A 26,201-nucleotide genomic window follows, 5' to 3' on the forward strand; every position below is an offset into this window, starting at 1 on the left:
ATTTTCAGTTTTGACTTCAACGAAAGTAGATTCGTGCGAAAAGTATTGGCATTGTGCGCTACCGCCTCGGTTCTAGCCCTGGCCGCTTGTGGATCAGGTTCATCTTCGGATCTGTCTTCGATCTCGGTCAAGCCAGCGTCAGATGACAAAACCGCTCCAGAAGTTTCCTTCGACACTCCTTTTGTCACCGACAAGGACGAGGCAGTCACCTTGGAACAGGGTGACGGCGCTGAGATCAACCCAGGCGATACCATTTCGATTAAGTCGGGTCTCTACAAAGCCATTGATGGGCTTAACGCCGGAGAGAACTTCACCGGACAGGCAACTTCGATGACAGTCGACGACAGCATGAAACAGCAAATGCCAGAGCTCTATGACCGACTGGTCGACTCAAAGGTCGGAGACTGGATCGCCTACTCCAGCGTCGAAGGCACCCAGCAGGCTGATGGCAGCATTGCAGAACCTGAAGAGGGCGCAAAAGCCGAGCGCATTATCGTCCTGCACGTTGAAGACAGCACCGCTGCCAGTGGAACCATGAGCAAGGATGAAGTGGCCAAGCAGAAGAAGGAGGGCAAGCTTCCAACTGTCAAGGTCACCGACGGCAAGCCGACCATCACCATCCCGAAGGACACTGAAGCTCCCAAGGATCTTGCAGTAGACGTTCTGGAAGAGGGCAAGGGGGAAGCCGCCACCGCGACGTCCAAGGTCAAGGCCAAGTACTCCGGCGTTACCTGGGCAGATGGCAAAGAATTCGATGGCAACTTCGACAAGGACGAGGCCACCGAATTCAGTCTCAACCAGGTCATCAAGGGCTGGACCGAAGGCATGACCGGCCTGAAGGCTGGTTCCAAGGTGCTGCTGACGATCCCGGCCGATAAGGCCTACGGAAATTCTTCCCAGAGCGGATCGCCAACCGGCACCCTGGTCTTCTACGTAGAATTGGAATCTGTTACCGCTGGCGACAGCAAGTAGACACCTAAACCACGACTGAGAAAGGCCGTGACCATGTCGTTCGGAGAACGCAACTACGACCGCACCAAGCCTGAGATTGACTTCCCGGGCACCGACGCACCAGAAGTACTGGTCATCACCGACCTGGTTGAGGGCACCGGCGCCGAAGTAACCCCAGGCACCACCGTTCAGGCGCACTACGTTGGCGTTGCCTGGTCGACCGGTGAAGAATTCGACTCATCCTGGAACCGTGGACAGACCCTGGACTTCCCAGTAGGGGTTGGCATGGTCATCCAGGGCTGGGACCAGGGTCTGCTGGGCATGAAGGTCGGCGGCCGCCGCCGCTTGGATATCCCTTCGAAGCTTGCCTATGGCGAGCGCGGCGCTCCCGGTGCCATCGCTCCAAACGAAGCGTTGATCTTCGTGGTAGATCTCATCGGCACCAAGTAAATAGCTGATGGCGCCAAGGCCCCGATATAACAATCGGGGCCTTAGCTGTCTTAAAAGTGATGCTTAAAGGTAAAAGTTGGTTAGTCTAAACAAGTGAGCATAAAGCAATCCAGTGGTCCGAGCAAAGCAGAACGCCTAACCAGCCTGATCTATGCGCTGGCAACCAAATCCCGGAAGTTCAATGCAGAGCGCATTGGCGAATATCTCGTTCCTGACGGTTCTGCCGATACCCGGGAAAAAGCCCTTGACCGGCTCAAAGACGACATTCGCAATGACTTCGGACTGCAGCTGGACAAGGAAACGATCGACGGCGTTCCCTATTACAGCATTGATACAACCGACTGGTTCTTGCCCCCGGTCACGTTCAGCCCATCTGAAGCAGGTGTCGTTGCCCTGGCGGCGAGCCTATGGAAAGACACCAAGCTCCAGTCACTGGGCTTGAACGCGGCAGCCCGCGTTACCGGCCATGCCGACGCAGTGTCACCGGTTGCACCGCTGGCCGGATCGCTGGTGCCCCGATTGTCCATGGATGAGCCGAACTTCCGCGACTGCGCGCTGGCGGTTTTCAACCGCAAGACCCTGAAGTTCACCTATGTCTCTTCACAAGGCTCAACAACGGAACGCATTGTTGACGTGTGGGGGATTGGGCAGCGCTACGGCAACTGGTATTTCACGGGCTACGACCACACCCGCAGCGACTCGCGGGTCTTCCGACTCTCGCGCGTGCAGGGCAAGCTCAGCAACCACCGGCACAACGGGCCGGGGAGCGTCTATCATCCGCGCCCCGAGGGGTTCGAAATGAACCAGGTGCTCCTGGACTTTGATCTGAGGCACCCGGGATATATCGCAACCATCAAGTTGCGCGGTGATGAGGCAATTCCGTTGCGCGCCCAATCCCTAAACGGACGCGGCACCAGCTCAGAGCTTCACATCGGTTACTCGGATCCGCACTCTTTTGCGGCCGAACTTGCCGCGTACGGGCCGGCAGTCCAAGTACTCGAGCCAGCAGAATTGGCCGAGCAAGTTCGCAGGTTGCTCTCCGAGGCCAAGGCCTCGCAACTGGCACAGCAGGGCTTGGACGCGTATGCCCAGGTGAAGTTCCGGCCCAGCCGGGCTGCCGGACGCGGAACGACGACCACCCAGGTGATGCGCAATATCGACATGATCCAATATGTCGTTGCCCATGGCGCCGTGGAAATCCAAGAACTCGCCGAACGCTATTCAATGACCGTGGCCAAGGTCCGCGAAGAATTGTCCATGATCATGATGTGCGGTGTCCCCAATGGACAACACGACGAATTGATCAACGTTAATGACGGAGACCTTGATTCGGATACCGTCACCATCTCCAATGCAGCACTATTGGCTGAACCGCAGAAGCTTGCCCCGTTGGAAGCCGTCGCTGTTCTTGGCGGCCTTAATGCCTTGGCGAGCATCCCGGAGTTCGAGCATCAAGATATCCTGAACTCTGCTTTGGCCAAGGTCAACTCCGCCGTAGCCCGCTTTGAAGGCTGGAACGGCGCACTGGGTTTTGCGCTGTCCAAGGCACGCGAAAGCGATATCCCGCGCCAGCTCGTCCAGGCCATTCGGCAGCATGAAGTGGTGCGCATCGATTACTACTCTGCCAGCTCGCGCACCCACCAGTTGCGCGAGGTTGAACCGGTGAGGATGATTGAAGACGGGTCGATCCAGTACCTTCGCGCGTGGTGCCGAAAACGGGAAAATATGCTGACGTTCCGTGTCGATCGGATTTTAAGTGCCCAAACGCTAGATGAACAGTACGTTCCCTCGGCAAGGCACGAAGACCAGCAGGACGTCCAGATTCGATATGAGGCGAGTTCGGATGATCTTGAGGTTGTGCTCTATGTTGATGCAGAAATCTTGCCCGTTGTAGAGGCCTTCCACCCTATTTCTTGGTCCACGGGCAAAGTCGATAATGGCTACCTGGCCACGGTTCGCTTCTCGGATCATCAAGTGGCTGCTCCACTGGTGGCTCGGCACAGCGGTAAACTGGCTGTGGTTAGTCCTGACGCTACGCGCGAACAAGTCGTGCTGTGGTTGGACGAGGCTATCGGATTGTATGAGGATTAGTAGATGCTTCCTTGGTGGTTTTGGGTCCTGTTGTGGACAGTGCTCGTATTGGCGACTGTTCTAGTAGCGGTTCTTGCTGGCTTCCGCTTATTCAAGCGGGGAATGGCCGTCGTTGAAAGCCTAGGCGCTGCTGCCGACCAGATCGGCGAGGGATTGAGCCGTCCCGGCACCGTCGTGGAATACACTCCGAATCCACGCCGCTATCCCCACGGAACAGATGCAACGCACAGCGATCCCGAGAAGATCCGCAAGCTGCGTGACAAAGGTCAAGCAGAACGCATCGAGGCTCGCAGATTGCGCAGGGTCGCCCGTCGAACCGAACGAGGACAAGCACAGAACATGCGCGATCTTCGCCTGTTCTGACGTAGACTTTAACTTGAGAGAAGGGAAATCACATGGGTGGTTTACAGGGATGGCATCTGGTCATCATTATCGTATTGGCACTGCTGCTTTTCGGTGCGCCAAAGCTTCCGGGCCTCGCTCGCTCGATGGGCCAGTCGCTGCGCATTTTCAAATCCGAAGTTCGCCAGATGAAGGATGACGATCCAAAATCGGAGACTGTCGATGGGACAGTCAACGAACAGAATCCTAACGAAAAGAACAACTCGTAACCTTATCTGTGGCAACAAATAACGATAAGACACCGCGCAATAAGAAGAAGCGGGTCAAAGACGACGAAGGCCGGATGTCTCTTAAAGAGCATCTGATTGAAGCTCGAAACCGGCTCTTCAAATCGCTCATAGCGCTGACCTTGGGCACCGTGGCTGGATTCTTCATCTATGACTGGCTGCTGGAGCTCATCATCGCTCCAGTGCAGGCAGCTGGGGGATCAGTCAATTTCACGGCCGTGATGTCGCCTTTCGACATCATGATCAAGGTCGCGCTCTTTGTCGGAATTCTCATCTCGTCCCCGGTATGGCTCTATCAGTTGTGGGCATTTATCGTCCCGGGACTGAAGAAGAATGAACGCCGACTCAGCTATAGCTTCGTTGCCATCTCGGTGCCGCTGTTTATCGGCGGCGTCGCCATGGCCTACTTTGTGTTGCCCTTCGCCCTTCATTTCTTCATCAGCCTGGCTCCGGAGAATTCCGAGAACCTGATCAACATCAACGAGTACCTGCCATTCATCATCCGCTTGCTGCTTGCCTTCGGCCTGGCCATGCTGGTTCCGGTGCTGATGGTGGGCCTGAACATGGTGGGCGTCCTGTCTGCCAAGGTGATTTTGAAGAATTGGCGAATCACCGTTTTCCTCATTGCCCTGGTGGCTGCGATGGCTGCTCCGGGTGGCGATGCCATCACGATGTTCGCGCTTGCTGGACCGCTGTTCCTGACTTTCGCGGCCGCGACATTATTCTGCTACTTCAACGACAAGAAGCGTGCGAAGAAGCAAGCAGCCCAGGATGCCGAAAACGAGCGCCTTGCCAAGGGCGATTCGTCGACAATCGATACTCCGAGCCACATCGACGAACCTAATTCACAGTTGTAAATAACCGTCAAGAAAGCGAACGGCCACAAGTGACTTCACCCGCGGAACAATACGCGAATTCCAAGGCACGGCAGGTCGAACTCGGCACCGCGCTACCCGACTTCCGCGCAAGCATCTCCTTCGACTTGGATCCGTTCCAGGCCGAAGCCTGCAAGAAAGTCACCGAGGGCCACAGCGTGCTCGTTGCAGCGCCAACTGGCGCCGGAAAGACCGTTGTCGGTGAATTCGCGATCTTCCAGGCACTGCGAGAAAACCGCAAGGCCTTCTACACCACTCCGATCAAGGCCCTGAGCAACCAGAAGTATTCCGAGCTGGTTAATCGCTATGGCGCCCAGAGCGTTGGCCTGCTCACGGGTGACACATCGATCAATTCCGAAGCGCAGATCGTTGTGATGACCACCGAAGTCCTTCGCAATATGCTTTATGCGGACTCGCAGACCCTTGATGGACTCGGCTACGTCATCATGGACGAGGTCCACTACTTGGCCGACAAGTTCCGTGGTGCAGTGTGGGAAGAAGTCATCATTCACCTGCCCTCGAACGTTCAGATCATCTCCCTGTCCGCTACGGTATCCAATGCCGAGGAATTCGGCGGCTGGCTGGACACGGTGCGCGGGCAGACGGACATCATCGTCTCCGAGCACCGTCCTGTGCCGCTCTTCCAGCACGTCATGGTGGGACCAAATGTTGTCGACCTCTTCGCTGAGGACGTCGCATTCGACCAGGTGGCAGCGGGCGAGTCCAAGGCGAGCGTCAACCCTGAACTTCGAAAGCTGGTTCGCACCCTCAATACCGGCGGTCGTGTCCAGCGCGGACGCGGCAAGGGAAGCCGCGGCCCGCAAAGGGCCTCGGGCTTGGGTCAGCGGGTCAACCGTCCATCGGTGATCGGCAAACTGGATCGGGCCGGGCTGCTGCCGGCCATATTCTTCATCTTCTCCCGCAAGGGCTGCGACATGGCAGTGCAGCAATGCGCCATGGCGGACCTGCGGCTGACCACCAATGAGGAAGCCGCGGAAATCGCACAGGCACTGGACGAGGTCGCTTATCGGATTCCCGGCGAAGACCTCGATGTCCTGGAATTCTGGGCTTGGCGCGATGGGCTGATCCGCGGTTTCGCCTCGCATCATGCCGGCTTGCTGCCAATCTTCAAAGAGATTGTTGAAGACCTGTTTGCCCGGAACCTCATCAAGGTGGTTTTTGCCACCGAGACCCTGGCCCTGGGCGTCAACATGCCGGCCCGTTCCGTGGTTCTGGAAAAGCTGGTCAAATTCAACGGCGAGTCCCATGTGCAGATTTCCTCTGGCGAATACACCCAGCTGACCGGCCGCGCGGGGCGTCGTGGTATTGATGTCGAGGGCCACTCCATCGTTATTTGGAATCCGGACCTCGAACCCGAAGCCCTGGCCGGATTGGCCTCAAAGCGAACCTATCCGCTGAATTCCTCTTTCCGGCCGACCTACAACATGTCGACCAATCTGCTGGCCCAGTTCGGCCGTGAGCAAACCCGCCAGATACTGGAATCATCCTTCGCCCAGTACCAGGCAGACCGCTCGGTTGTCGGTATGGCCCGCCAGGTTCGGTCCAAGGAAGAATCACTGGCCGGCTACGCGCAATCAATGCAGTGCCATCTCGGTGATTTCACCGAGTATCTGAAGCTCCAGCGAAATTTGTCGACTCTGGAAAAGAACGCGGCCAAGAACCGCCGCGCCGAACGCCGTTCCGCCGCAGAACGCTCCCTCCACTCGGTGATCCGTGGAGATGTCGTCGATCTTCCGGGCGGGCGCCGCTTCGGGCGGGCTGTGGTGGTGGAGCTCGATACCGCAATGTACAACCCGCGGCATACGGTGCTGACAGAAGACGGCCAGCTGCGCCGGCTGTCGTCCGAGGACCTCAGCGGACCGGTCGAAATCATTTCGCGGATCAGGATTCCCAAGGGGTTCACTGGCCGTGCACCGAAGGAACGCCGCGACTTGGCCTCCTCGCTGCGCAACGCCGTTCATGACCAGCGCCCGCCCCGCGTGGATGCGCAAAGCTTCAATTACGATGGCGCGGATTCTTTCGAACGGGAAATCGACGCCTTGCGCCTGGAACTCAAGGATCATCCGTGCCATGCCTGTTCCGAGAAGGACCAGCATATGCGCTGGGCCGATCGGTATTGGAAGCTGAAGAAGGACACGGACAAGGCGCGCCGCGCCATTCGCGGGCGGACCAATACGATTGCCACGCAGTTCGACAAGGTCTGCAAGGTGCTTGAACAATTCGAATACCTCACGCCCTCCGGTGAAGGCGATGATTTCACGCTCACCGACTCGGGCCGGCGATTGCGCAGGATCTACGGAGAACGCGATCTGCTGACGAGCCAGATCCTCGAGACCGGAAAGCTCAGCAAGCTCAATTCCGAGGAGCTGTGCGCGGTCGTCGCGAGCCTGGTGTACCAGGCACGCCGGGATGGCGATCGCCCGGATCCGAAGATGCCCACTGACAAGGTCGCCGACATCTGGAATACCACGATCAAGATCTGGGGCGACTTGTCGGATGCCGAAGAGGCGCTGGCCTTGGAACCGACCGCGCCACCTGAATCCGGATTGATCTGGCCTATGTACAAGTGGGCTCGGGGCTCGAGCCTGAATAGCGCACTGCGCGGAACCGATATGGCACCAGGAGATTTTGTGCGCTGGGCCAAGCAGGTCATTGATACCTTGGACCAGTTCGCCAAGAATTCCGACCTGCCTCCGATGCTGGTGCGCAACGCGTATAAGGCAGCCGACCAGGTCAAGCGCGGGGTAGTGGCCTACTCGAACGTGCTGGCCTAGCCCGCCGTGCCCAGCACATTAAATACTTACTAATCGGTGCACGAGATAAGGGAGCACGCTGATGGCAAAAACACTGTACCGAAACGGGGCAGTCTATTCCGCCGCGGACCCATTTGCGACCGCCATGGTTGTAGATGGAGATACGATTTCCTGGCTAGGCGGTGAGGATGCCGCGGATCGCCACGCCGAATCGGCTGACCAGATTATTGATCTGGGCGGCGGCCTGGTGACTCCGGCCTTCGTCGAGTCGCACACTCACCTTGCGGCCCTGGGCCGTACTTTGGCTGGGGGAGACCTGAGCTCCGCCACATCAGCCAGCGCGCTGTTGGCTCTGGTCGCGGCGCAGGGCCAGAAATCCAGCAAGGTTGTCCTGGCCCAGGGCTGGGACAACTCCGGCTGGGCGCAGCAGGAACTCCCTGCCGAAAACGACCTCACCAGCGCCGCTGACGGCCGGGCGTACTACCTCTCCCGCCGCGATGTTCACAGCGCCCTGGTCAACCAGGAGCTCCTGGACTTCTTGGGGCTGGGGGATTTGAAGCCCGGGCTCGTCGCCGGCAACGATCATGACGAGGTGCGCTTGGCCCTGGCCAAGGCACAAAAGGCCGATCACGAATTCCAGCGCCTGGCCTTGGCGCACTACGCGTCACGGGGCTTTGCCACCGTAGTGGAAATGGCCGCGCCGCAACTTGAGGGTCGTGCTGCCTTGGACCAGCTTTTGGCTGACGATCAGCCGAACCTGCCGAAGGTCTATGCCTACTGGGGCGAACTGGTCAGCGATGCCGATGCCGCCGATGAGCTCTTTGCATCATTTCCATCAGGCAGGCTCTTGGGCCTGGGCGGAGATCTCAAAGTAGACGGTTCACTGGGCAGCCACACGGCTTACCTGCGCGAAGACTACAGCGACCGCTCCGGCGAGCGTGGCACGCTGTACCTGGACAGGGAAGAAATTGCAGCACATCTGGTAGCGTGCAGCACCCGCGGCATCCAGGCTTCCTTCCATGTCATCGGCGATGGAGCACTGGATGTGGTTCTTGACGGTTTTGATCTGGCCGCCGAACAAATCGGCGTTTCCAAGGTGCAGATGGGCCGACACCGCCTGGAGCATGTGGAGATGGTCGATGAGCCAACTCGCTCACGGCTTTTGCAGTATGCCATCACCGTTTCCATGCAGCCGGTATTCGATAAGGCATGGGGCGGTTCGAACGGAATGTACGTTCAGCGCTTGGGCGAGCGCGCCGAAACGATGAACAATCTTTCGGCCATGCTTTCAGCTGGTGTACCAATGGTTCTTGGATCCGATGCCCCGGTGACGGAGGTCGACGGGTGGGAAGTAGTGCGCGCGGCGATGAACATGTCCAATGCCCAAGCGCGCATTTCGGCACGCGCCGCTTTCTTGGCCCAAACCAGGTCAACGTATCGTGCCATGGGCGAGATGAATCCGCTAGCCGGCCAGCTGGCTATCGGAGCACAGGCAACTTTCGCCGTGTGGACCGCCTCGGAACTTGCTGTGCAGACCCCGGACGTTCGCATTAGCTCGTGGAGCACGGACGCTCGCGCAGGTACGCCAATGCTGCCGGTGGTCGACGAGGAAATTCCGCAGTGCTTGCGCACCGTTCGTGCCGGAATTACGATCTTCGACAATCTGGAGCAGGTCAATTAGCTTAAAGCGAAACCATTGACTTTAGCCTAAAAATTTTCATCAAGAACGCCCTGACTAGTGGTGTCTAGATAAAGGCTGAAGTCATTAGATGGTTGACAGCCTAGGTGGGTTACCCACTAGGCTGAGGTAAGCGCCTCTTCGCGATGCACAAGCGTTGCGTTCGAAACGACGCAGTTTAAACAACGATCCTCAGTGACCTTAGATAACATTTTGCGAGCTACTTGCGGGCAAAATAGGGCCGAAGTCACTGAGGATCGTTGTTTTAGGCAGTGTCTTCAATGATCTGGCGAACAATTGATGACTATAATTTGAATTTGGACTATCTCTTCCCGCTGCCAAATTTTGCTGGATTTCCAGCTTTCGGGTTTCGGGGGAGAGCTTTTATGTTGCATACCCAGAAAGGTGTCGCCGAGTGCGCGTCATTACAATCATCCCGACCTATAACGAGCTGGAGTCGCTCCCGCTAACCGTAGGGCGGTTGCGGTCCGCAGTTCCGGATTCGGATGTATTGATCGTTGACGATAACTCACCGGATGGCACAGGCGAACTTGCTGACAAGATGTCAGCCGATGATTCAAACATCCATGTGCTTCACCGCACCGGCAAGGACGGTCTCGGCGCCGCCTACATCGCGGGCTTCGAATGGGCACTGGCTCGCGACTACGATGTCCTGGTTGAAATGGACGCCGACGGTTCGCACATGCCGGAACAGCTTCCGCGTTTGCTCGAGGCAAGCGCCGCTGGCGCCGACCTGGTCATCGGATCGCGTTGGGTCAAGGGCGGCGAGGTAGTTAACTGGCCGCTGCTGCGCAAGATCATCTCCCGTGGCGGCAGCTTCTACTCCCGCACGATGCTTGGACTTCCGCTTCGCGACATCACTGCCGGGTACCGTGCCTTCAAGCGCGAGACACTGGAGGCCATCGACTTCGATGCTGTTGAATCGCGCGGCTATGGCTTCCAGGTAGATATGACTTTCCGCGTGGCCATGCTGCGCAAGACGATTGTTGAAGTTCCAGTGACCTTTGTGGAGCGAGAGCTTGGGGCATCCAAGATGAGCGGCAACATCGTCTTCGAAGCGATGTGGAACGTAACCCGTTGGGGTTTGGGCGCTCGTTGGAAGAAGCTGACTTCGAAGAAGTAGATTTCATGATTTGGCGCGTGCCGGGAGGAAACCCGGTGCGCGCCATTTCTGTTTTCAGCTCGGTGCCGCTGCCCGCTGAAAACATTCGAGGGCTGGTTCCACAACCATCGGTTGTGGAACCAGCCCTCGAATATTCCCTCAAGCCGGCACTGGGCTTGCCAGCGGCTTATCGGGGAAGTGCTAGACAGTTTCCCCGCGAGCTGCACGCAGCTGCTTCAGGCGGTCTGCCAGAGTCTTTTCCAGCTCCTCTTCGCTGCGACGCTCCAGGAGCATATCCCAGTGGGTGCGGACTGGCTTCTCATTGTTAGCTTCTTCCATCTGGGCTTCGCCATGGACAAGCTTGGCTTCCTTGCCGGTCTTGGTGTGCCAGACGGCTGGAATTTCAGCTTCCGCTGCAAAGACAACAAAGACGGTCTCGCCGTCTTCAGTACGGTATTCCACGCGCTGACGGGCAGCCGGCTCCACACCTGCCTCAGATTCCATGCTCTGTGCACCCAGGCGCATGCCTCGTAGGCTGCGATCGCTCATGATTTCCCTCCGCGATGTTAAAAGAATTCGCTACACGTACCAACGTTTGACACCGAAAAATAATTCCAGCCAACAAGCAGCATTGGAATCTTCAGGCACCAAAACATCCATTATACGCGTTAGCGGCGAGGTGCATGGTCTGCACCTCGCCGCTAACTGCTATCTAGTTATGAAACCAGCTGCTGCTACACGTCGCTGCCAGGAGCAGGAGGCGTTGCTGGGGACGTGTTGCCACCAAGTGCGCCGCCGATGCCCTTCAAGGCCTCGGTCAGTTCGCTTGGGATAACCCACAGCGTGTTGGAAGTGCCTTCAGCAAGCTTCGGCAAGGTCTGCAGGTACTGGTAAGCCAGCAATTCCTGATCTGGCCGGCCAGCGTGAATTGCGTCGAAGACCTTCTGGATAGCCTGGGCTTCACCATCGGCACGCAGGATCGATGCCTGCGCATCACCTTCGGCCTTCAGGATCTCTGCCTGGCGCTGGCCTTCAGCGGTGAGGATGGAGGACTGCTTGGTACCCTCAGCGGTCAGGATGGCGGCGCGGCGGTCACGCTCTGCGCGCATCTGCTTTTCCATCGAGTCCTGGATGGACAGTGGTGGATCAATGGCCTTCAGCTCGACACGCGAAACACGAATGCCCCACTTGCCGGTGGCCTCGTCCAATACTCCTCGCAGCTGGCCGTTGATCTGGTCGCGGCTGGTCAAGGCCTCTTCCAAGTTCAATCCACCAACGACGTTACGCAAGGTGGTGGTGGTCAGCTGTTCTACAGCCTGGATGTAGTTGGCAATCTCGTAGGTTGCCGCACGCGGCTCGGTGATCTGGAAGTAAACCACGGTGTCAATTGAGACCACCAGGTTATCTTCGGTGATCACTGGCTGTGGCGGGAAGGAGACCACCTGTTCGCGCAGATCAAGCAGAGGCAAGAGGCGATCCACAAACGGGATCAACAATGTCAGGCCAGGATTCAAGGTGCGGTTGTACTTGCCGAGGCGTTCAACAATGCCGGCACGTGCCTGGGGCACGATTCGCACGCTGCGCAATAGAACGACGATCACGAAGATCGCCAGAACGACAAGCACAACGGTTACGCCAAAACCATTAGAATTCATGGTTCGTACTCACTTTCATTGTGCGGGGTGATGAAAAAGTCGAGAAGGATTCAGCTGTCAGCTGGGTCTTCGGGCTTCGGGGAAAGATATGCGGTTGCGCCATCAATGCGCGAAACCACGGCGTAGGTTCCAGGGGTCATCGTTGGAACATTCGATTCTGCGCGAACGGTCCAAATTTCGCCCTGGATTTTGGCTGAGCCAGAGATCCGAGAGGTGGGCTCGAGGATCAGCGCATCCGCACCGATCAATCGCTCGATATTAGACCTGAATCCAGCCGGTGATTTTTTCAAATGCCTAACGGCGATCGGCCGAACGAGCAGGATCATCAAAAGCGAAACTACGCAGAAGACAACAACCTGCAACCACAGCGGGCCATTGAGCAGGGCTACCGTGACCCCTCCGAGAGCACCTATGCCCAGCATGATGAAGTAAAGGTCGAGTGACAGCATCTCGATAATGGCCAAGAGCAAGAACAGCGCAAGCCAGATTACCCACGCATTACTTATGATCCATTCCGCAGTAGTCATGGAATCCACCTAATTTCTCATAGGACAAGGGCCACAAGCTTTGGCCTTTCCTACATTCTGCCGTATCCCGGGCATGAAAGTAGTAGTCATTTTGGGGTATTTTCTATGGCTCAGGGACGAAAACGTGTACTCCAAAGGATGCTGTTACCTGCTGGTTGCCGAGGGAGTGGACTTTGTCTCTCAAGGTTTCCGGGGAGAGGTGGTGTCCCGCGGGGCCCATGAAGGCCAGGTTGTACAGGTCCTCTTCGTTCAACGCCATCTGATAGCTCAGGTGCTGAGTTTCACTGTGCGCCAGATGCTCGGCCGCAAACTTTTCGCTCAGGGCAGCCAATTTCCCTTCAGCAACCGATAGCATGCCCAATGGCTCGATCACTTCGTTCAGGTGATCGGGTTCGCCGGTGACGACGATGCACGCGCCGTCCTCACGCAGGACTCTGCGAAACTCGGCTGGGTTGTGCGGAGCAAAGCAGTTGAGCACCAAATCGCGCGAGGCATCGGCCGACGGCAATCGCCGCCAAACGTCCCACACCACAGCCATGGTGCTGGGCAGCTTCGCAGCACGGCGCATGGCAAACCGGGAGATATCCAGCGCCAGTGCATCTTGCTGGCAGTTGCCGGTAGTGGTGAGGATCTGGTTCAGGTAATAGCCCGTGCCAGCGCCCGCATCGAGCAGATCCAGGGTAGATCCTTGGCGATATTTCTCTACAAGTTCCGAGAGCTTGCCTGCTAGCGGGGCGTAGTGTCCGCTCGACTGGAATGCCTCTCGTGCCTGCACCATGGCCGAGGTGTCTTCAAGGTAATTGGTTCCCTTGCCAGTGAGGAAGTTGAAGTATCCCTGTTTTGCGGCGTCGAAGCGATGGCTGGAGACACAGCGCAGCGACTTCCTCGTCTCGTCGCTGAACTGCAACTGCATGTCGCAGACCGGACAGGTGACGGTGGTATCGATGTTGGGCATCAGAAGTTCAGAACCTTCTTGGCGGTGTCGACGTCCAGGCTTTCATGGCGCCATAGTTCTTGCTCATTGATTAGCGAGCGCGTTTCCGACTTATCAACATAGACGACCCCGCTGAGATGATCCGTCTCGTGTTGCACGATTCGTGATTGCCACCCACTGAACTCGCGCGAATGTTGCGCGCCGTCGCGGTCCTCGTAGGTTGCCGTGATATCGGCAGGACGAGTAACAACGCCCTGGAAGCCCTCAAACGACAAGCATCCCTCATAAAACACGGCTTCGCGATCGGTGGTGGCAGCGTACGTCGGGTTGAAAATTTCGAAGTACTCCAGCGGTTCGCGTTCGCGTTCGGCCGCAATCTCTTCCGGCACCGGGTACAAATCTTCAAGCACTGCGATCTGAAGCGGAATACCTACCTGCGGTGCAGCCATTCCTACACCCGGCGCGTGATACATGGTTTGGCGCATGGCGCTTAAAAGCTGTTCGAGCAGGGGCTGATCCAGCTGTCCGGTGTAGGCAACGGCTTGCTGCCGAAGTACCGGGTGGCCAAGCTGGACGATAGGCAGGACGAGATTGTCGTCAGCTGTTTCTAGCACTGCGAGCACAAGCGCTTGGATCTCTTGGTTGGTGTATTCAGGATTCATGGAGAAACAGTGGTCCGTTCTATGTCGTGGCGGTGTAGCTGCGCTAGCCGCGAGGTCAATCGCGCCTTTTCGGTGGCATGAAGCATATGGCCCAATTGGGACAAGTCGTCCTCGGCGTACAAATGAACTTCAATGTCCTTGTCGTAGAAGACATCGATCAGGTTCGCGAGACGGCGCTCTTCATCCAATGGCATTAGTTCGCTGGATGGGATTTGGGTGATGTGCCACCGCGGAAAACGGGTGGCAAGTTCTAGATAATCCGCGGTATTGCGCCGGGTCCTGCAAATTTGATCGAAGCTAATCCAAATAGCCTCGCCTGCTTGGCGGGCCGGGCCGATTCGGTCGTATCCGATTTCTATCCATGTTTCGAGCGAGTCGCTAGGCGCCTGCTGGGGGAGCAGGGTCAGCGAACCACTGCGATACCCGGAAGTGGCGCCCTCCATCTCTGCTTTCCGTAGCCGGTAGTCCAGCTCATGATCCAGCTCAAATACCTCGTAATCAGCACGGATGGACTCGATGATTGGCTTGACCAAATGGTGAAAGGCATCGTCGTCGAGAAGCTTCTCAGGCTCGTAGTTGGACGTGGTCACCAATTGAATATCGTGTTGCTTGCAGTACTTGACCAGTTTTCCCATAAACATGGCATCGCCTGGCTCCGTGCAGTGGAATTCGTCGAAGATGAGCACCTGGATGCCAGCCAGTTCCCGTTCGAGCCCTTGAGAAAAAATGGCGCCAAGTGGCTGGCCAGGGACGCGATTTTTGGGGGAGTTCAGTTGGTGGAAGAACTCGTGGAAATGAAATCTCCTAGTGCTGTGCGCCGGGAGATGCGCAACCAGCGAATTGGCGATAACCGTTTTCCCTCGACCGGGCGGGCCGTAGATATAGGCGCCTTGCGGGGCGTTCTTCGAGGCTGGTCCGACCGTCTTGCCTAGTACGTTGATGAGCTGTTGCTGGGTAGGATCAGCGATAATTCCTTCTGCTGCCAGGGAATCCAGGATTTGCTTGGCCAGTGCATTCTTTGCGGAATTTCGTAACGACGGTTCGGGCATAACTAAATTTTGCCATTCCCGGATGCGGCATCCAATTCACAGGCTTTCTATCAATTCTCGACACCATCAGTGCAATGCCGTTCGCAGGCCTGAGAAATATTCAGAATACCTAGTCAGATACTTAAAGACTCAATTCCTTTCGGATGATTTATTCAGGGGAGTTGCGCCAGGCAAGGGCTCGCTAGAGGCTGGTCTGTGTGAATTTTCGCTATGCCTATCGCTTTTACAGCGGGTAAGTCCATAATGGACACACTCGGCAAGCAGTTTGTGAAAAGCTGATGGGTCGAGGAGTTGATGCCATGGTTTCAGGGAGTGTTCGTGATGACTGGTGAATATAGCGTCCCGAGGGCGCGAGCAGAAATCATATCGAGTGATCTGCTGGATATGACGGTGACCGTTCTCAAGACATTATCCGATCCTTTGCGGCTTCAAATGCTCTGGGCGCTGTGTGATCGGGATCTGACGTTGTCTGAGCTCGCGCAGCTGATAGGTGTCAGCCCGACGGTGGCCGGCCAATTGCTTTCGCGCATGAGGACCGCAGGGGTCCTGCAAACTGAAAAGTCTGGCCGTCACGTGATCTATTCAATGCACGATGAGCTTTCCCGCCAGTTTATTCGCCAAACTTTGGATTTTGCAGCGCACCGACTTGAGCTGCAAGGCGCCTCGGATTCCACAGAGGATTGAGCCAGCATTAATAGGCGGATTAGCTGGTAGATACGCTACTTTCGTGCGAGTTATCAGTAAGCCGATAATCTACATTATGTAAAGTAGTGGAAATCTGGCACTCCCCAATAGTCCAGTTTCGCTCGGACGATTCTGATGTTCACCTCATCAGAACGATACGCTTGAAATTGCCAAGCACCGGTTCCGCTTGCGGCCAACGGGTCCGTTGGCAATGAAGATGCCTCGGAGGTTGCTTGCATCGATACCGATGTGCAGACGTGTTCTCTGGAACCTCCTGAACTCAACGTCAGTGCTTTTGAACATCAGCTGAAACGGTAATCTCGCCGTTTTTTGGAGTCGCAGGCTTTAGGGTTCCTCAGCCAGCAGCAATAAATTGGAATGCTCCTGGAAACGTGGCTGCATCCAAAAGTCTTTCCATCGAACTTTTCGGCCAGCATCGAAATCCAGAATGGTCTTTGCTAGAGCGTCAGCGATGCGTCGACAAATTCGGAATTGGGAGCTTTGCAGGGTGCCTGTCAGGTTAGTCTAGAAGGAGCTACTAAAGACGTAGCACTCCCCTATCTTTCAAGGACTGACGCAAGACTATGTCACCAAGCGCCCTATACCGTACGGTTGCTCGTGCAGAAGCGATCACCTGGACGTTATTGATTATCGCAATGGTTCTCAAGTACGCAGTGAAAGTCGGTGACTGGCCGGTATCGATTGCAGGCTTCGTCCACGGCTTCGTCTTCCTTACTTACATTGCCACTTCCATTTTGGTCGGCATGAATCAGCGCTGGAGCAAGAGGCTAATTCTTGGCGCCGCAGCAACATCAGTGATTCCGTACCTGACAGTTCCTTTTGACAGGTGGCTCGAGCGTCGAGGCAAACTTGTTGGCTCCTGGCGCACTCAAGCCAGTGAACATCCGGCAGATCAGCGTTGGACGGATTCGTCTATGCGTTGGCTTGTAGCTCGACCGGTTCTTTCAACCATCGCGCTTTTTGTCCTGATTGTCGCGGTATTTTCCACCATGCTGGTCATGGGCCCTCCAGGTGGCCGAAGCTGATCAGCTCCTGTTGGAGCACCTGGCTTCAGGCCAGTCTTCTCCGGCCCTGACTACACGGACCGGTTCTCCATACTGGAGGCAAAGTGTACTTTAGCCTCTAGGACTTCTCGGAGGATCGTTCGGCGTCGCCTTGATAAGTAGTGGCATGACCCTAACCATGACGAGCATCGCCACGAGCTCAATAAGCGTCTGCGTCACTACGACTGACGAGGCCAGTGAGTATTCAAGCGGCAAAGCCAGTGCGATGGGCAGTACAACCAGGGAGTTCCTAGTGACCCCGCTGAAGCTCACCGCGCGCAGGGCCGTGGCTGGAAGGCCGAATACTTTGCCAATATGAAACGCAGCGAAACCTGCCACAGGGATAAAGACAATAAATACTAGCGCCGCCTGAATCAGGCTTTCTCCCCGGTCAGCCAACACGTGGATTTGTGAGCCCACCACGCTGAAAAGCGTTGCCATCATGGCCGGAACCATGAAGTTCTCTGCGCGGCAAGCGATATTGCTGAAGCAAGCGAATTTATTGACCAGGATCTGAGTAGTAACCGCAAGCACCAGCGGTATGAATATGAGCAATGTCAGGATTGCTGCAAATGGTTCTGGCGCAAGCATCTCCAATGAGGATTTCCCGACTATGACATACATGTAGATGGGAATCAGCAGCATCTGCAGTAGCAGCAAGAGCGGTGTTGCGGCGAGCAGCTTGTGGTTCTCTCCCCCGGCCAGTCCTGAAAAAACGATGACGTAGTCCACGCATGGCGCCAACAAGACGAGGGCGACACCGATCAAAACAGCTTTATCGGCTTGGACGAATCTCGTCAAAACGTAAACCAGAATGGGGATCACCATAAAGTTGGCTACGACCAGAACCGAGATGAATCTTAAATCCCTGAAACCTTCGACCAGCTTGGTCAGCGGGATGCTCAGGAACGTGATGTAAAGCAGTATGGCCAAGAATGGGTTGATCGAAGCACCAAGGACGCTGCTGAGGATCGGGAAGCGCCCGCCAGCAAGGCAGCCTGCCGCGATAGCCAGTAAATAGAGCCAGATTTGATGCTTGTTCATCCACGTCGTTGCTGAAGACAAGAACCCTACGCTCCCAAATCTGATTATCGACCATTGAATAGTTGCTCGTGGGCTTGTTCTTGCTGACCGTGCTCTGCTGTGTCTGAATCAACAGCGTTCTAGTCCTGGAAGCTGCCGTGAATTCGACGGAGGCATCCCTATCATGAGTACATGAAGCAAAGTATGAACAAGTGGCCCTGGATGGTTTTCATAGACGTTCTCCTCATCGTTCTCTTCGCGTTGCTGGGACGCCGAGAACATGAGCATGGGCTGGGAATCAGCGGGATCTTCATGACTGCCTTGCCCTTCCTCATAGCCTATGTCGTCATGACTGTCCTGTCGCGGCCATGGCAGACGATTAATAAACTGTGGCCAACAGGTATTCTGGTCTGGCTTGGAACCGTCGTCTTGGGTGTTGCGACACGCTTATTGATGGGAAAGACGGCCGCCATTTCGTTCGTGATCGTCACGTTGATTGTTCTTGGGCTATTGTTGCTTGGCCGACGAGCAGTCTGCGGATTTGTCGCTAAACGATCACAGCAACAACAGGCCTAGCCCGTAGGAGCCGGCAGCAACCAAGCTGCTGGAGAACGTGCCCAAGATAAATTGTTCAGCCGCGCGGTGGTCTTTCAATTCAGAGAACCGGCCGAGTCCTTTAACCGCCAATACGATGGCGATGCCTTCTGGCCAACCGGCCCATAACGTGCTGACAATGGCAGCTCGCTCCAGGAGTCCGATCCATAATCCGCCACGAAGCGGAGATGGGTCGGACTCTTCCTTTTCGATCTCTGAATCATTTTTGGCGGCCAGCCTGAAAACGAGTTCCGTAAATGGTCCACCAAAACTCACCGCGAATATGGACGAGAGCATTACGACATACAGTGTCGGTACATGGCTGGACTGGTCAGTTGCACCGGATGCTGCGGATAAAACTGCCGCTGCAGCAGCCAGAAGTCCGGAGACCACAATGAGAACTTCGCGCCTACGCGCCCGCTTTCCCATGGCGTAACCCAGATATGCGGCCAGGCAAGAAAGTATGGTGGCTAGGCTCAGACTCCCCCACGCGATCCAGAACATCTACGACTCCCCTAGCATTTTCAATTGTCGAGTCAGTGACTTCGCAGCCTCGTCCATCATTCGATTTGCCTCAAACCATAGTGCTGCGGATAGGCGAGACGAGACGGCCTGCTGGGTGATCCCCAATTCCTTGGCAATTTGTTGCTGTGTGAGGCCCTCGTCAGCCAAGGTTCCGGCTTCCCAGGCGGTGGCCCTGCGCTTGGCGACGATACAGGCGGTTAGCTGGAGCTCGGCTTCTAGCCGCGTTGCTTCATGGGAGGGTCCATGGACGGCAACGTGCGCATTCGTATTCTTTGAGCGCTCAACGGCGACTCGGGCGTATTCAAAAGCTGGTCCGCGACCGGCCCGAGTCTCTTTTGGCAAGGGGGTCTCGACCTGGCCGAATCCCAGGCCGACGCTCCAATCCCCCGAAGCTGCCATCATGACTGCCAATCGAATCGCTTCCGACGCATCATCGAGTACAGCTTGAACCTCGTCTCCGGCGGTACGCTGGAATGGACGCACTACCGGAACTGTGGCGTTGGCCTGTTCAATGAGAGCTTGCACCTTGTCTTCCGAAGAACGTGAGCGCCGCTGGTCGATGGTCAAAACAATCATGTAACAAGTATAAAGTATTGTAGAACAAAATACTAACTTTAAGGCTTGTGGAGCGCATCCCTATCGCTTTCAACCGACTCGCTGAAATTGTATTTTCGACTAGAGTTGAAACTAAGTCATAGGCCTTCAGCGTGAAGGCTCAAGTAGTGAAAGGCGCAATTATGGTTACTGCATTCGTCATGATTCAGACGGCCACAGACAGCATCCCGGAGTGTGCTCAACAGATTTCCGCAATCTCAGGGATCAGCGAAGTCTATTCCGTCGCTGGCGACTGGGATCTGATTGCGGTAGCCAGGGTCCATAAGCATGAGGATCTGGCGGAGGTAATCGCCAACAAGCTCTCCAAGATTCCCGGTATTCGGGGCACCCAAACCCATATTGCATTCCGTGCTTATTCGGATCATGACTTGGAAGCAGCTTTTTCCTTGGGCTTGGACGACTAAAGCCGCAGAACGACGGACGGGTTCTGGTTGCCGCTTGTACTAGCGGCAACCAGAACCCGTCCTTGTTTAAACCGGTGCGCTACTCGCCTACGATCCTCTGAGTAGTCTGCGACCAATTTTCCAATACGGTCTTTGCTGCTCCGGAGTCTATCGAGGCGGATGCCTTGGCGATAGCGATCGCCATGCGTTCTTCGAAGCTGCCCTCGTTGCTGGGTTCGTAGGCAACCATTCCCGCTGCTGCGTTCAACACAACGGCATCGCGAATTGGCCCCTGCGCTCCAGACACGATCTCTTTGACAACCCCTGCATTGTGTAGGGCATCGCCTCCGCGGAGCTGTTCGATGCTTGCGCGCGCGATGCCGAGATCCTGCGCATCAAAAATGAACTCGTTGACCCCTCCATCGCGAACCTCCCATACCCGGTTGGCTGAGGTGGTGGTCAGCTCGTCGAGACCGTCGTTGCCCCGGAAGACCAGGCCGCGAGAACCGCGGCTGGCCAAGACGCCGGCCATGATTGGAGCCATTGCCAAATCTGAGCAGCCGATGGCCGACGAGCTGGGAAGGGCGGGGTTTGTCAGGGGCCCCATGAAGTTAAAAGCTGTTGGCACGCGCAGCTGGCGCCTGGCCACGGCAACGTGGCGCATTGACGGGTGGAAAACGTTCGCAAAACAGAACGCGATTCCAACCTTGTCGTATACCTCGACAAGCCTCTCGATTGGTACATCAAGACGGACGCCGAGCGCTTCGAGGACATCAGCCGATCCAGAGGAGGACGATGAGGCGCGGTTGCCGTGTTTAACAATGTTGATGCCGGCGCCTGCGCAGACCAATGTGGCCATCGTCGAGATGTTGACGGTGTTCTGGCGATCTCCGCCGGTCCCCACAATGTCCAATGTTTGTGCTTTGATGTTCAACGGCTTCGCATTCGCAACCATGGAATCCACGAGGCCGGTCAGCTCCGCGACGGTTTCACCCTTGGAGCGCAGGGCAACCAGGAAGCCGGCAATTTGAACATCGCTGGCCTCGCCGCTCATGATCTCATTCATGGCCCACGCTGCCTGAACGCGACTGAGATCGCCACCGCTAATCAGGGTGGCTAAGAGATCTGGCCACGTTGGGAACTTTTCGTTTTCAAGGCTCGTTGACACATATGAAAGCCTATCGAGCTGGCAGTCCCAGACCCAATTCATGTCGCCAAATGATGTGTCTCAAATCGCTAGAATCCTAGTGTTTCTAGGGATAAATAGGGTACAAGAGTGTTGCATAAATGATTGTTTAGCAAGACTCGCCGAATCAAGCTCTACGAATTGTAGAAAGAGTTTTCTGCATACTTCCCCGTGTTTCCGCGGTTGTTGTCGTTGTGTGGCGCAAAAAACCTCCGACAACGCCTTTCTGCATTGGTATCTGAGGGGCATTTAGAGACATAATGTCAGTGTGACAACTGCGACTCATGCCCCAAATACGACGGCGCCACATGCGCCGAACCGCCCAAACATGGTGTCGGTGGGAACGATGGTGTGGCTCTCCAGCGAGCTCATGTTCTTCGCCGCCCTCTTCGCCATGTATTTCAGCCTCCGGGCTGCCGCGCCCGAACTATGGGCGACTGAAACTGCCAAACTCAACGTGCCGTTTGCGCTGGTTAACACCTTGATACTGGTGTCCAGCTCGTTCTCGTGCCAGCTTGGTGTGTTCCGTGCCGAAGAATTCAAGCCTCGCCGATCCGGCGGACTGTTCAACTTCAAGGAATGGGGAATGATCGAATGGTTCATTCTCACCTTCATCCTTGGCGCAATCTTCGTCTCGGTCCAGGCTTATGAATACGTCACCCTCGTTCACGAGGGCGTAGCACTGAACTCGAACTCCTACGCTTCGGCCTTCTACATGACCACCGGCTTCCACGGCCTTCACGTCACCGGTGGCCTGATTGCATTCCTGCTGATCATTGGTCGTGCAATGCTGGCCAAGAAGTTTGGCCACTTTGAAGCAACGGGTTCCATCGTTGTGTCCTACTACTGGCACTTCGTTGACGTTGTTTGGATCGCGCTGTTTGCGATCATCTACTTCTTGAAGTAGCAACTTTTAGTCATTAGTTGCCACACCAAGAAGTACGGCAACACCACACCAAAGAAACTAAGTGAGGAACCAGCAAGTGAAGGCTCTTTCGAAAAAGCGCCGCCACCCGCTCGCCGCTGTGGCCCTGCTTCTGTTTGGATTGCTGATTACCGGCAGTCTCTACACCGCAGCAGGAAACATCAGCGAAGCGAAGGCCGCTGAGACCACCGCCGCATCGCAGACCGATGTTGACGAAGGTCAGAAGCTTTTCGTCGCCAACTGTGCTACCTGCCACGGTATGAATGCTGAAGGCTCGGACTCCGGTCCTTCGCTGATCGGTGTTGGCGCCGCGTCTGTTGACTTCCAGGTGGGCACCGGCCGCATGCCAATGCAGATGCAGGGCCCTCAGGCCCAGGTGAAGCCAGTCCAGTTCGATGACAAGCAGATCTCCCAGCTGTCGGCCTATGTGGCCAGCCTGGGTGCGGGTCCAGCGATTCCGGATGAGGAATACCTCGATACCACCCAGGGCGATGCTGCCCATGGTGGAACTGTCTTCCGCGTGAACTGCGCAATGTGCCACAACGCGGCAGCAGCCGGTGGCGCTTTGACCCGAGGAAAGTTTGCTCCGACGCTGACCGGCGTAACTGAGAAGCACATCTACGAAGCGATGGCTACCGGCCCACAGAACATGCCCGTGTTCAACGACTCGAATATCACCCCAGAAGAGAAGCGTGATGTCATCACCTTCCTGAAGACCATTGAAGCCAATGGTTCTGCTGGCGGTGCAGCCCTGGGCTCCTTGGGCCCAGTTGCTGAAGGCTTGTTCACCTGGACCGCAGGTCTGGGCATCATCATCGCCTTCACCATTTGGTTGACCTCGCGTCCTTCCTAAGGCAAACCACGGCACCGGCCGTAACCATCACTACGTACATAATTTCCTAACAGAAGGATGAGAGAGAAACATGGGCGACCATAGTCACGGCAGTCCCGAAAACTCGGGCACCGTTGCTAAGGCTGACGATGTAGCTCAGGATCGTTTCCCCGATCCGGGCTTGCCACCCCATCGTCCGCGTCTCGCAGATCGCGATCCGCGCGCAGCCAAGCGACACGAGCGTCAAGTAGCGCTCCTATTTACCATCTCCATCATCGGAACGCTCTTCTTCTTCGTGGCCTACTTCGTCTTGGGCCGCCTGGGCGAAATGTCTTTCGCTGAGCTGCGTGTGCAGAACGCTGCACTGGGCCTGGGCACCGCATTTGCGATGCTCGGTATCGGTGTAGGTATTGTTCACTGGGCAAAGACCCTGATGCCGGATCACGAGCTCATGGAAATGCGCCACGAGATTCGATCTGAAGAAGACCGCCAGGATGCAGTCGAGATCGTAGATACCGTTCTTGAAGAATCCGGCATCAAGCGTCGTCCGCTGATCCGCAACACCCTGATCGGTGCCATTGCCTTGGCTCCGATTCCGGCGATCTTCATGTTCCGCGACCTGGACCGCACCGGTAACACCGCGAACCAGATGATCGATTCCCTGCGCCACACCATGTGGGACACGGGCATCCGCTTGACCCGCGACCCATCCGGTACGCCGATCAAGGCATCAGATGTCCAGATCGGCTCGGCCTTCCACGTTGTCCCAGAGGGCATCAACGAAACCGAGAACCCGCTGAACGAAAAGGCCAAGGCCGTAGTTCTGCTGATGCGCATGGATCCAGCGGAAATGCAGATCTCCGAGGGACGCGAAGACTGGAACGTGGACGGCATCGTCGCATACTCCAAGATTTGCACCCACGTCGGTTGCCCTATCGCACTGTACGAGCAGCACACGCACCACCTGCTGTGCCCTTGCCACCAGTCGACCTTCGACCTGACCCAGGAATGCAAGGTCATCTTCGGCCCAGCTGGTCACGCACTTCCACAGCTGCCAATCACTGTGGACTCCGAAGGCTACCTGGTTGCACAGAGCGACTTCCATGAGCCTGTTGGCCCGTCCTACTGGGAGCGTGGTTAATCATGACGACGACTAACGAATACCAGGCATCGACCGCCACCGGTCGTATCGCCAACTTCGTGGATTCACGTGTTGGCGCCTCGGCCATGGTCAAGGAATTCGGTCGCAAGATCTTCCCTGACCACTGGTCGTTCATGTTCGGTGAAGTGGCAATGTACACCTTCGTGCTGCTGCTGCTTTCCGGCACCTTCCTGACCTTCTTCTTCGATCCGTCTATGGCCCACGTGGTCTACAACGGTTCGTATGTGCCAATGAAGGGTCTGGGCATGTCGACCGCCATGGCTTCCACCATGGATATCTCCTTCGACGTGCGCGGTGGCCTGTTCATGCGCCAGGTGCATCACTGGTCGGCACTGCTCTTCGTAGCATCGCTGTCCGTCCACATGCTCCGCGTGTTCTTCACCGGCGCATTCCGCCGCCCTCGTGAATTGAACTGGGTTGTCGGTGGCGTGCTGCTGATCATGGGCCTGGCTGCTGGCTTCACCGGCTACTCCTTGCCTGATGATCTGCTTTCCGGCAACGGCCTGCGCATCATCGACGGCGTCATGAAGGCGCTCCCCATCGTTGGTACCTACCTGTCGATGTTCTTCTTCGGTGGAGAGTTCCCAGGCGAGCACGTAATCCAGCGCCTGTACTCGCTGCACATCATGATTGTGCCTGCGGTGATCATCTTGCTCATCGTTGTCCACCTCTTCATGGTTGTGACCCACAAGCACACCCAGTACCCAGGCCCAGGCCGCACCAACGACAATGTTGTTGGCTTCCCAGTTGGCCCGGTTTACGCTGCCAAGGCCGGTGGATTCTTCTTCATCGTCTTCGGCATCGTGGCTTTCATCGCTGGCCTCTTCCAGATCAACCCGATCTGGAACTACGGACCATACGACCCATCCCCTGTTTCGGCTGGTACCCAGCCTGACTGGTACATCGGTTTCGTTGATGGCGCACTGCGCTTGATGCCAGGTACCTTGGGCAACTTCAGCTTCGAGTGGATCATTCCGTTCCCTTGGGGTGACAACACCCTGGTGCTGTCGGTTCTGCTTCCGGCACTGGTTCCTGCTGGCGCGCTCTTCGTGGTGATGTTCGCATGGCCATGGATCGAGCGTTGGGTAACCAAGGACAACCGCGAGCACCACTTGCTGGATCGTCCGCGCAACGCGCCGTTCCGTACCGCTATGGGTGTTGCCGGTGTGATCTTCTACAGCGTGATGTGGGCAGCTGCATCCTCTGACTTGATCGCAACGCACTTCCACGTGGCGCTGAATGACGTGACCTACTGGTTGCGCGCGCTGTTCTTCCTCGGCCCGATCCTGGGCTTCTGGTTGACCCGCCGCATTTGCCTGTCGCTGCAGCGCAAGGATCGCGAGATTGTCTTGCACGGCCGTGAAGCGGGCATCATCCAGATGTCGCCAGAAGGCGGCTTCAGCGAGAAGCACGAAGAGGTCGACGTGTACAAGCGCTACCTCTTGACCAACTTCGTGGATCGCCAGTACATTCCGGCTGAGCCTGACGCTGCCGGCCACATCTCCGGTTCGGAGAAGCGCCGTGCACTGATCTCGAAGTTCTTCTTCGAAGATCGAGTCGCCCCGGTAACCCCATCGGAACTGGAAGCAGCACATGCTGCCCACGGCCACCATGAGGTTGAGGGTGACATGCAGGACTCGATCGGGAAGTAATTCCGACTCGCGTTAGTCACAGAAGGAGGGACACACCGAAAGGTGTGTCCCTCCTTTATTTAACCCAACACGCCAGAAGCCCACAGGAACGATTCTGGGCGCTTTAGAAGCGCCGGATGCGTAAGCGGCCACCGGCTGGACCGATAGGCCTCGCACGC

Annotated in this window: 27 protein-coding genes; 17 read left to right on the top strand and 10 right to left on the bottom strand. The window is 56.5% G+C overall.

The window, feature by feature from the left end; genetic code table 11:
• Positions 1–33 precede the first annotated feature (33 nt).
• The 9 genes from AOZ07_RS08450 (at position 34) to AOZ07_RS08490 (ending at position 10,592) form a co-directional block, all read left to right on the top strand.
• On the top strand, positions 34–972 hold the full coding sequence (locus tag AOZ07_RS08450) for an FKBP-type peptidyl-prolyl cis-trans isomerase (RefSeq protein WP_146275122.1): 939 nt from the start codon (positions 34–36) through the stop codon (positions 970–972).
• Positions 973–1,005: 33 nt separating this feature from the next.
• Positions 1,006–1,401: an FKBP-type peptidyl-prolyl cis-trans isomerase gene (locus AOZ07_RS08455; protein WP_060703384.1), complete on the top strand. Its 396-nt coding sequence runs from the start codon at positions 1,006–1,008 to the stop codon at positions 1,399–1,401.
• Between the two features lie 93 nt (positions 1,402–1,494).
• A complete protein-coding gene (locus AOZ07_RS08460) occupies positions 1,495–3,492 on the top strand; it encodes a helix-turn-helix transcriptional regulator (RefSeq protein WP_060701594.1) in 1,998 nt (665 codons plus the stop codon).
• A gap of 48 nt (positions 3,493–3,540) precedes the next feature.
• Positions 3,541–3,855 (top strand): hypothetical protein, encoded by a 315-nt coding sequence (locus AOZ07_RS08465; protein ID WP_194943846.1) that lies wholly within the window; start codon positions 3,541–3,543, stop codon positions 3,853–3,855.
• A gap of 32 nt (positions 3,856–3,887) precedes the next feature.
• The gene (gene tatA / locus AOZ07_RS08470; RefSeq protein WP_060701596.1) at positions 3,888–4,103 is read left to right on the top strand and encodes a Sec-independent protein translocase subunit TatA; all 216 of its coding nucleotides are present in this window, start codon (positions 3,888–3,890) and stop codon (positions 4,101–4,103) included.
• Between the two features lie 8 nt (positions 4,104–4,111).
• Complete coding sequence (gene tatC, locus AOZ07_RS08475; RefSeq protein WP_075972457.1) at positions 4,112–4,978, top strand: twin-arginine translocase subunit TatC; 867 nt, start codon at positions 4,112–4,114, stop codon at positions 4,976–4,978.
• A 29-nt stretch (positions 4,979–5,007) separates the two neighbouring features.
• Positions 5,008–7,791: a DEAD/DEAH box helicase gene (locus AOZ07_RS08480; protein ID WP_060701598.1), complete on the top strand. Its 2,784-nt coding sequence runs from the start codon at positions 5,008–5,010 to the stop codon at positions 7,789–7,791.
• A gap of 61 nt (positions 7,792–7,852) precedes the next feature.
• A complete protein-coding gene (locus tag AOZ07_RS08485) occupies positions 7,853–9,451 on the top strand; it encodes an amidohydrolase (RefSeq protein ID WP_060701599.1) in 1,599 nt (532 codons plus the stop codon).
• 412 nt (positions 9,452–9,863) lie between these two features.
• The gene (locus tag AOZ07_RS08490) at positions 9,864–10,592 is read left to right on the top strand and encodes a polyprenol monophosphomannose synthase (protein WP_060701600.1); all 729 of its coding nucleotides are present in this window, start codon (positions 9,864–9,866) and stop codon (positions 10,590–10,592) included.
• A gap of 180 nt (positions 10,593–10,772) precedes the next feature.
• Here AOZ07_RS08490 and AOZ07_RS08495 read toward each other — a convergent pair whose 3' ends face one another.
• The 6 genes from AOZ07_RS08495 to zapE all read right to left on the bottom strand — a co-directional run bounded on the left by AOZ07_RS08495 (position 10,773) and on the right by zapE (position 15,398).
• Positions 10,773–11,120, bottom strand: coding sequence for an RNA polymerase-binding protein RbpA (locus AOZ07_RS08495; RefSeq protein WP_060701601.1), 348 nt, complete (start codon positions 11,118–11,120; stop codon positions 10,773–10,775).
• Positions 11,121–11,305: 185 nt separating this feature from the next.
• Positions 11,306–12,226, bottom strand: a complete 921-nt coding sequence (locus AOZ07_RS08500) for an SPFH domain-containing protein (protein ID WP_060701602.1) — start codon at positions 12,224–12,226, stop codon at positions 11,306–11,308.
• 50 nt (positions 12,227–12,276) lie between these two features.
• On the bottom strand, positions 12,277–12,753 hold the full coding sequence (locus tag AOZ07_RS08505) for an NfeD family protein (protein ID WP_060703385.1): 477 nt from the start codon (positions 12,751–12,753) through the stop codon (positions 12,277–12,279).
• A 103-nt stretch (positions 12,754–12,856) separates the two neighbouring features.
• The gene (locus AOZ07_RS08510) at positions 12,857–13,708 is read right to left on the bottom strand and encodes a putative RNA methyltransferase (protein ID WP_060701603.1); all 852 of its coding nucleotides are present in this window, start codon (positions 13,706–13,708) and stop codon (positions 12,857–12,859) included.
• A complete protein-coding gene (def, locus tag AOZ07_RS08515) occupies positions 13,708–14,349 on the bottom strand; it encodes a peptide deformylase (protein ID WP_060701604.1) in 642 nt (213 codons plus the stop codon). Before def ends, AOZ07_RS08510 begins: the two co-directional genes overlap by 1 nt.
• Positions 14,346–15,398 carry an AFG1/ZapE family ATPase gene (zapE, locus tag AOZ07_RS08520; RefSeq protein WP_060701605.1) on the bottom strand — a complete coding sequence of 351 codons (1,053 nt, stop codon included), beginning with the start codon at positions 15,396–15,398 and terminating at the stop codon, positions 14,346–14,348. Before zapE ends, def begins: the two co-directional genes overlap by 4 nt.
• A 321-nt stretch (positions 15,399–15,719) precedes the next feature.
• Here zapE and AOZ07_RS08525 point away from each other — a divergent pair, with 321 nt between their 5' ends.
• Both AOZ07_RS08525 and AOZ07_RS08530 read left to right on the top strand, forming a co-directional pair.
• On the top strand, positions 15,720–16,082 hold the full coding sequence (locus AOZ07_RS08525) for an ArsR/SmtB family transcription factor (RefSeq protein ID WP_236995322.1): 363 nt from the start codon (positions 15,720–15,722) through the stop codon (positions 16,080–16,082).
• A gap of 584 nt (positions 16,083–16,666) precedes the next feature.
• Positions 16,667–17,128: a DUF3817 domain-containing protein gene (locus AOZ07_RS08530; protein ID WP_060701607.1), complete on the top strand. Its 462-nt coding sequence runs from the start codon at positions 16,667–16,669 to the stop codon at positions 17,126–17,128.
• 90 nt (positions 17,129–17,218) lie between these two features.
• Here AOZ07_RS08530 and AOZ07_RS08535 read toward each other — a convergent pair whose 3' ends face one another.
• Positions 17,219–18,211, bottom strand: a complete 993-nt coding sequence (locus AOZ07_RS08535; protein ID WP_236995300.1) for an arsenic resistance protein — start codon at positions 18,209–18,211, stop codon at positions 17,219–17,221.
• Positions 18,212–18,361: 150 nt separating this feature from the next.
• Here AOZ07_RS08535 and AOZ07_RS08540 point away from each other — a divergent pair, with 150 nt between their 5' ends.
• Positions 18,362–18,745, top strand: a complete 384-nt coding sequence (locus AOZ07_RS08540) for a DUF3054 domain-containing protein (protein ID WP_060701609.1) — start codon at positions 18,362–18,364, stop codon at positions 18,743–18,745.
• Here AOZ07_RS08540 and AOZ07_RS08545 read toward each other — a convergent pair.
• Both AOZ07_RS08545 and AOZ07_RS08550 read right to left on the bottom strand, forming a co-directional pair.
• Positions 18,725–19,267, bottom strand: a complete 543-nt coding sequence (locus AOZ07_RS08545) for a hypothetical protein (protein WP_060701610.1) — start codon at positions 19,265–19,267, stop codon at positions 18,725–18,727. The two genes, AOZ07_RS08540 and AOZ07_RS08545, sit on opposite strands and share 21 nt — an antisense overlap.
• A complete protein-coding gene (locus tag AOZ07_RS08550) occupies positions 19,268–19,864 on the bottom strand; it encodes a sigma factor-like helix-turn-helix DNA-binding protein (protein WP_060701611.1) in 597 nt (198 codons plus the stop codon). It lies immediately after the preceding gene.
• A gap of 161 nt (positions 19,865–20,025) precedes the next feature.
• On the opposite strand from AOZ07_RS08550, the gene AOZ07_RS08555 reads away from it, so the two are divergent.
• The gene (locus tag AOZ07_RS08555) at positions 20,026–20,307 is read left to right on the top strand and encodes an Lrp/AsnC family transcriptional regulator (protein ID WP_022875133.1); all 282 of its coding nucleotides are present in this window, start codon (positions 20,026–20,028) and stop codon (positions 20,305–20,307) included.
• 79 nt (positions 20,308–20,386) lie between these two features.
• Here AOZ07_RS08555 and trpD read toward each other — a convergent pair whose 3' ends face one another.
• A complete protein-coding gene (gene trpD / locus AOZ07_RS08560; protein WP_060703386.1) occupies positions 20,387–21,454 on the bottom strand; it encodes an anthranilate phosphoribosyltransferase in 1,068 nt (355 codons plus the stop codon).
• A 286-nt stretch (positions 21,455–21,740) separates the two neighbouring features.
• Between trpD and ctaE the strand changes: the two genes are divergently transcribed.
• The 4 genes from ctaE (at position 21,741) to qcrB (ending at position 26,043) form a co-directional block, all read left to right on the top strand.
• Positions 21,741–22,379, top strand: a complete 639-nt coding sequence (gene ctaE, locus AOZ07_RS08565; RefSeq protein ID WP_060701612.1) for an aa3-type cytochrome oxidase subunit III — start codon at positions 21,741–21,743, stop codon at positions 22,377–22,379.
• 76 nt (positions 22,380–22,455) lie between these two features.
• On the top strand, positions 22,456–23,250 hold the full coding sequence (gene qcrC, locus AOZ07_RS08570; protein ID WP_060701613.1) for a cytochrome bc1 complex diheme cytochrome c subunit: 795 nt from the start codon (positions 22,456–22,458) through the stop codon (positions 23,248–23,250).
• A gap of 70 nt (positions 23,251–23,320) precedes the next feature.
• Positions 23,321–24,370 (top strand): cytochrome bc1 complex Rieske iron-sulfur subunit, encoded by a 1,050-nt coding sequence (gene qcrA, locus AOZ07_RS08575; protein WP_060701614.1) that lies wholly within the window; start codon positions 23,321–23,323, stop codon positions 24,368–24,370.
• A gap of 2 nt (positions 24,371–24,372) precedes the next feature.
• The gene (qcrB, locus tag AOZ07_RS08580) at positions 24,373–26,043 is read left to right on the top strand and encodes a cytochrome bc1 complex cytochrome b subunit (RefSeq protein WP_060701615.1); all 1,671 of its coding nucleotides are present in this window, start codon (positions 24,373–24,375) and stop codon (positions 26,041–26,043) included.
• The last annotated feature ends 158 nt before the right edge of the window (positions 26,044–26,201 follow it).

Origin of the sequence: Glutamicibacter halophytocola, assembly GCF_001302565.1 — a bacterium.
Lineage (GTDB): Bacteria > Actinomycetota > Actinomycetes > Actinomycetales > Micrococcaceae > Glutamicibacter > Glutamicibacter halophytocola.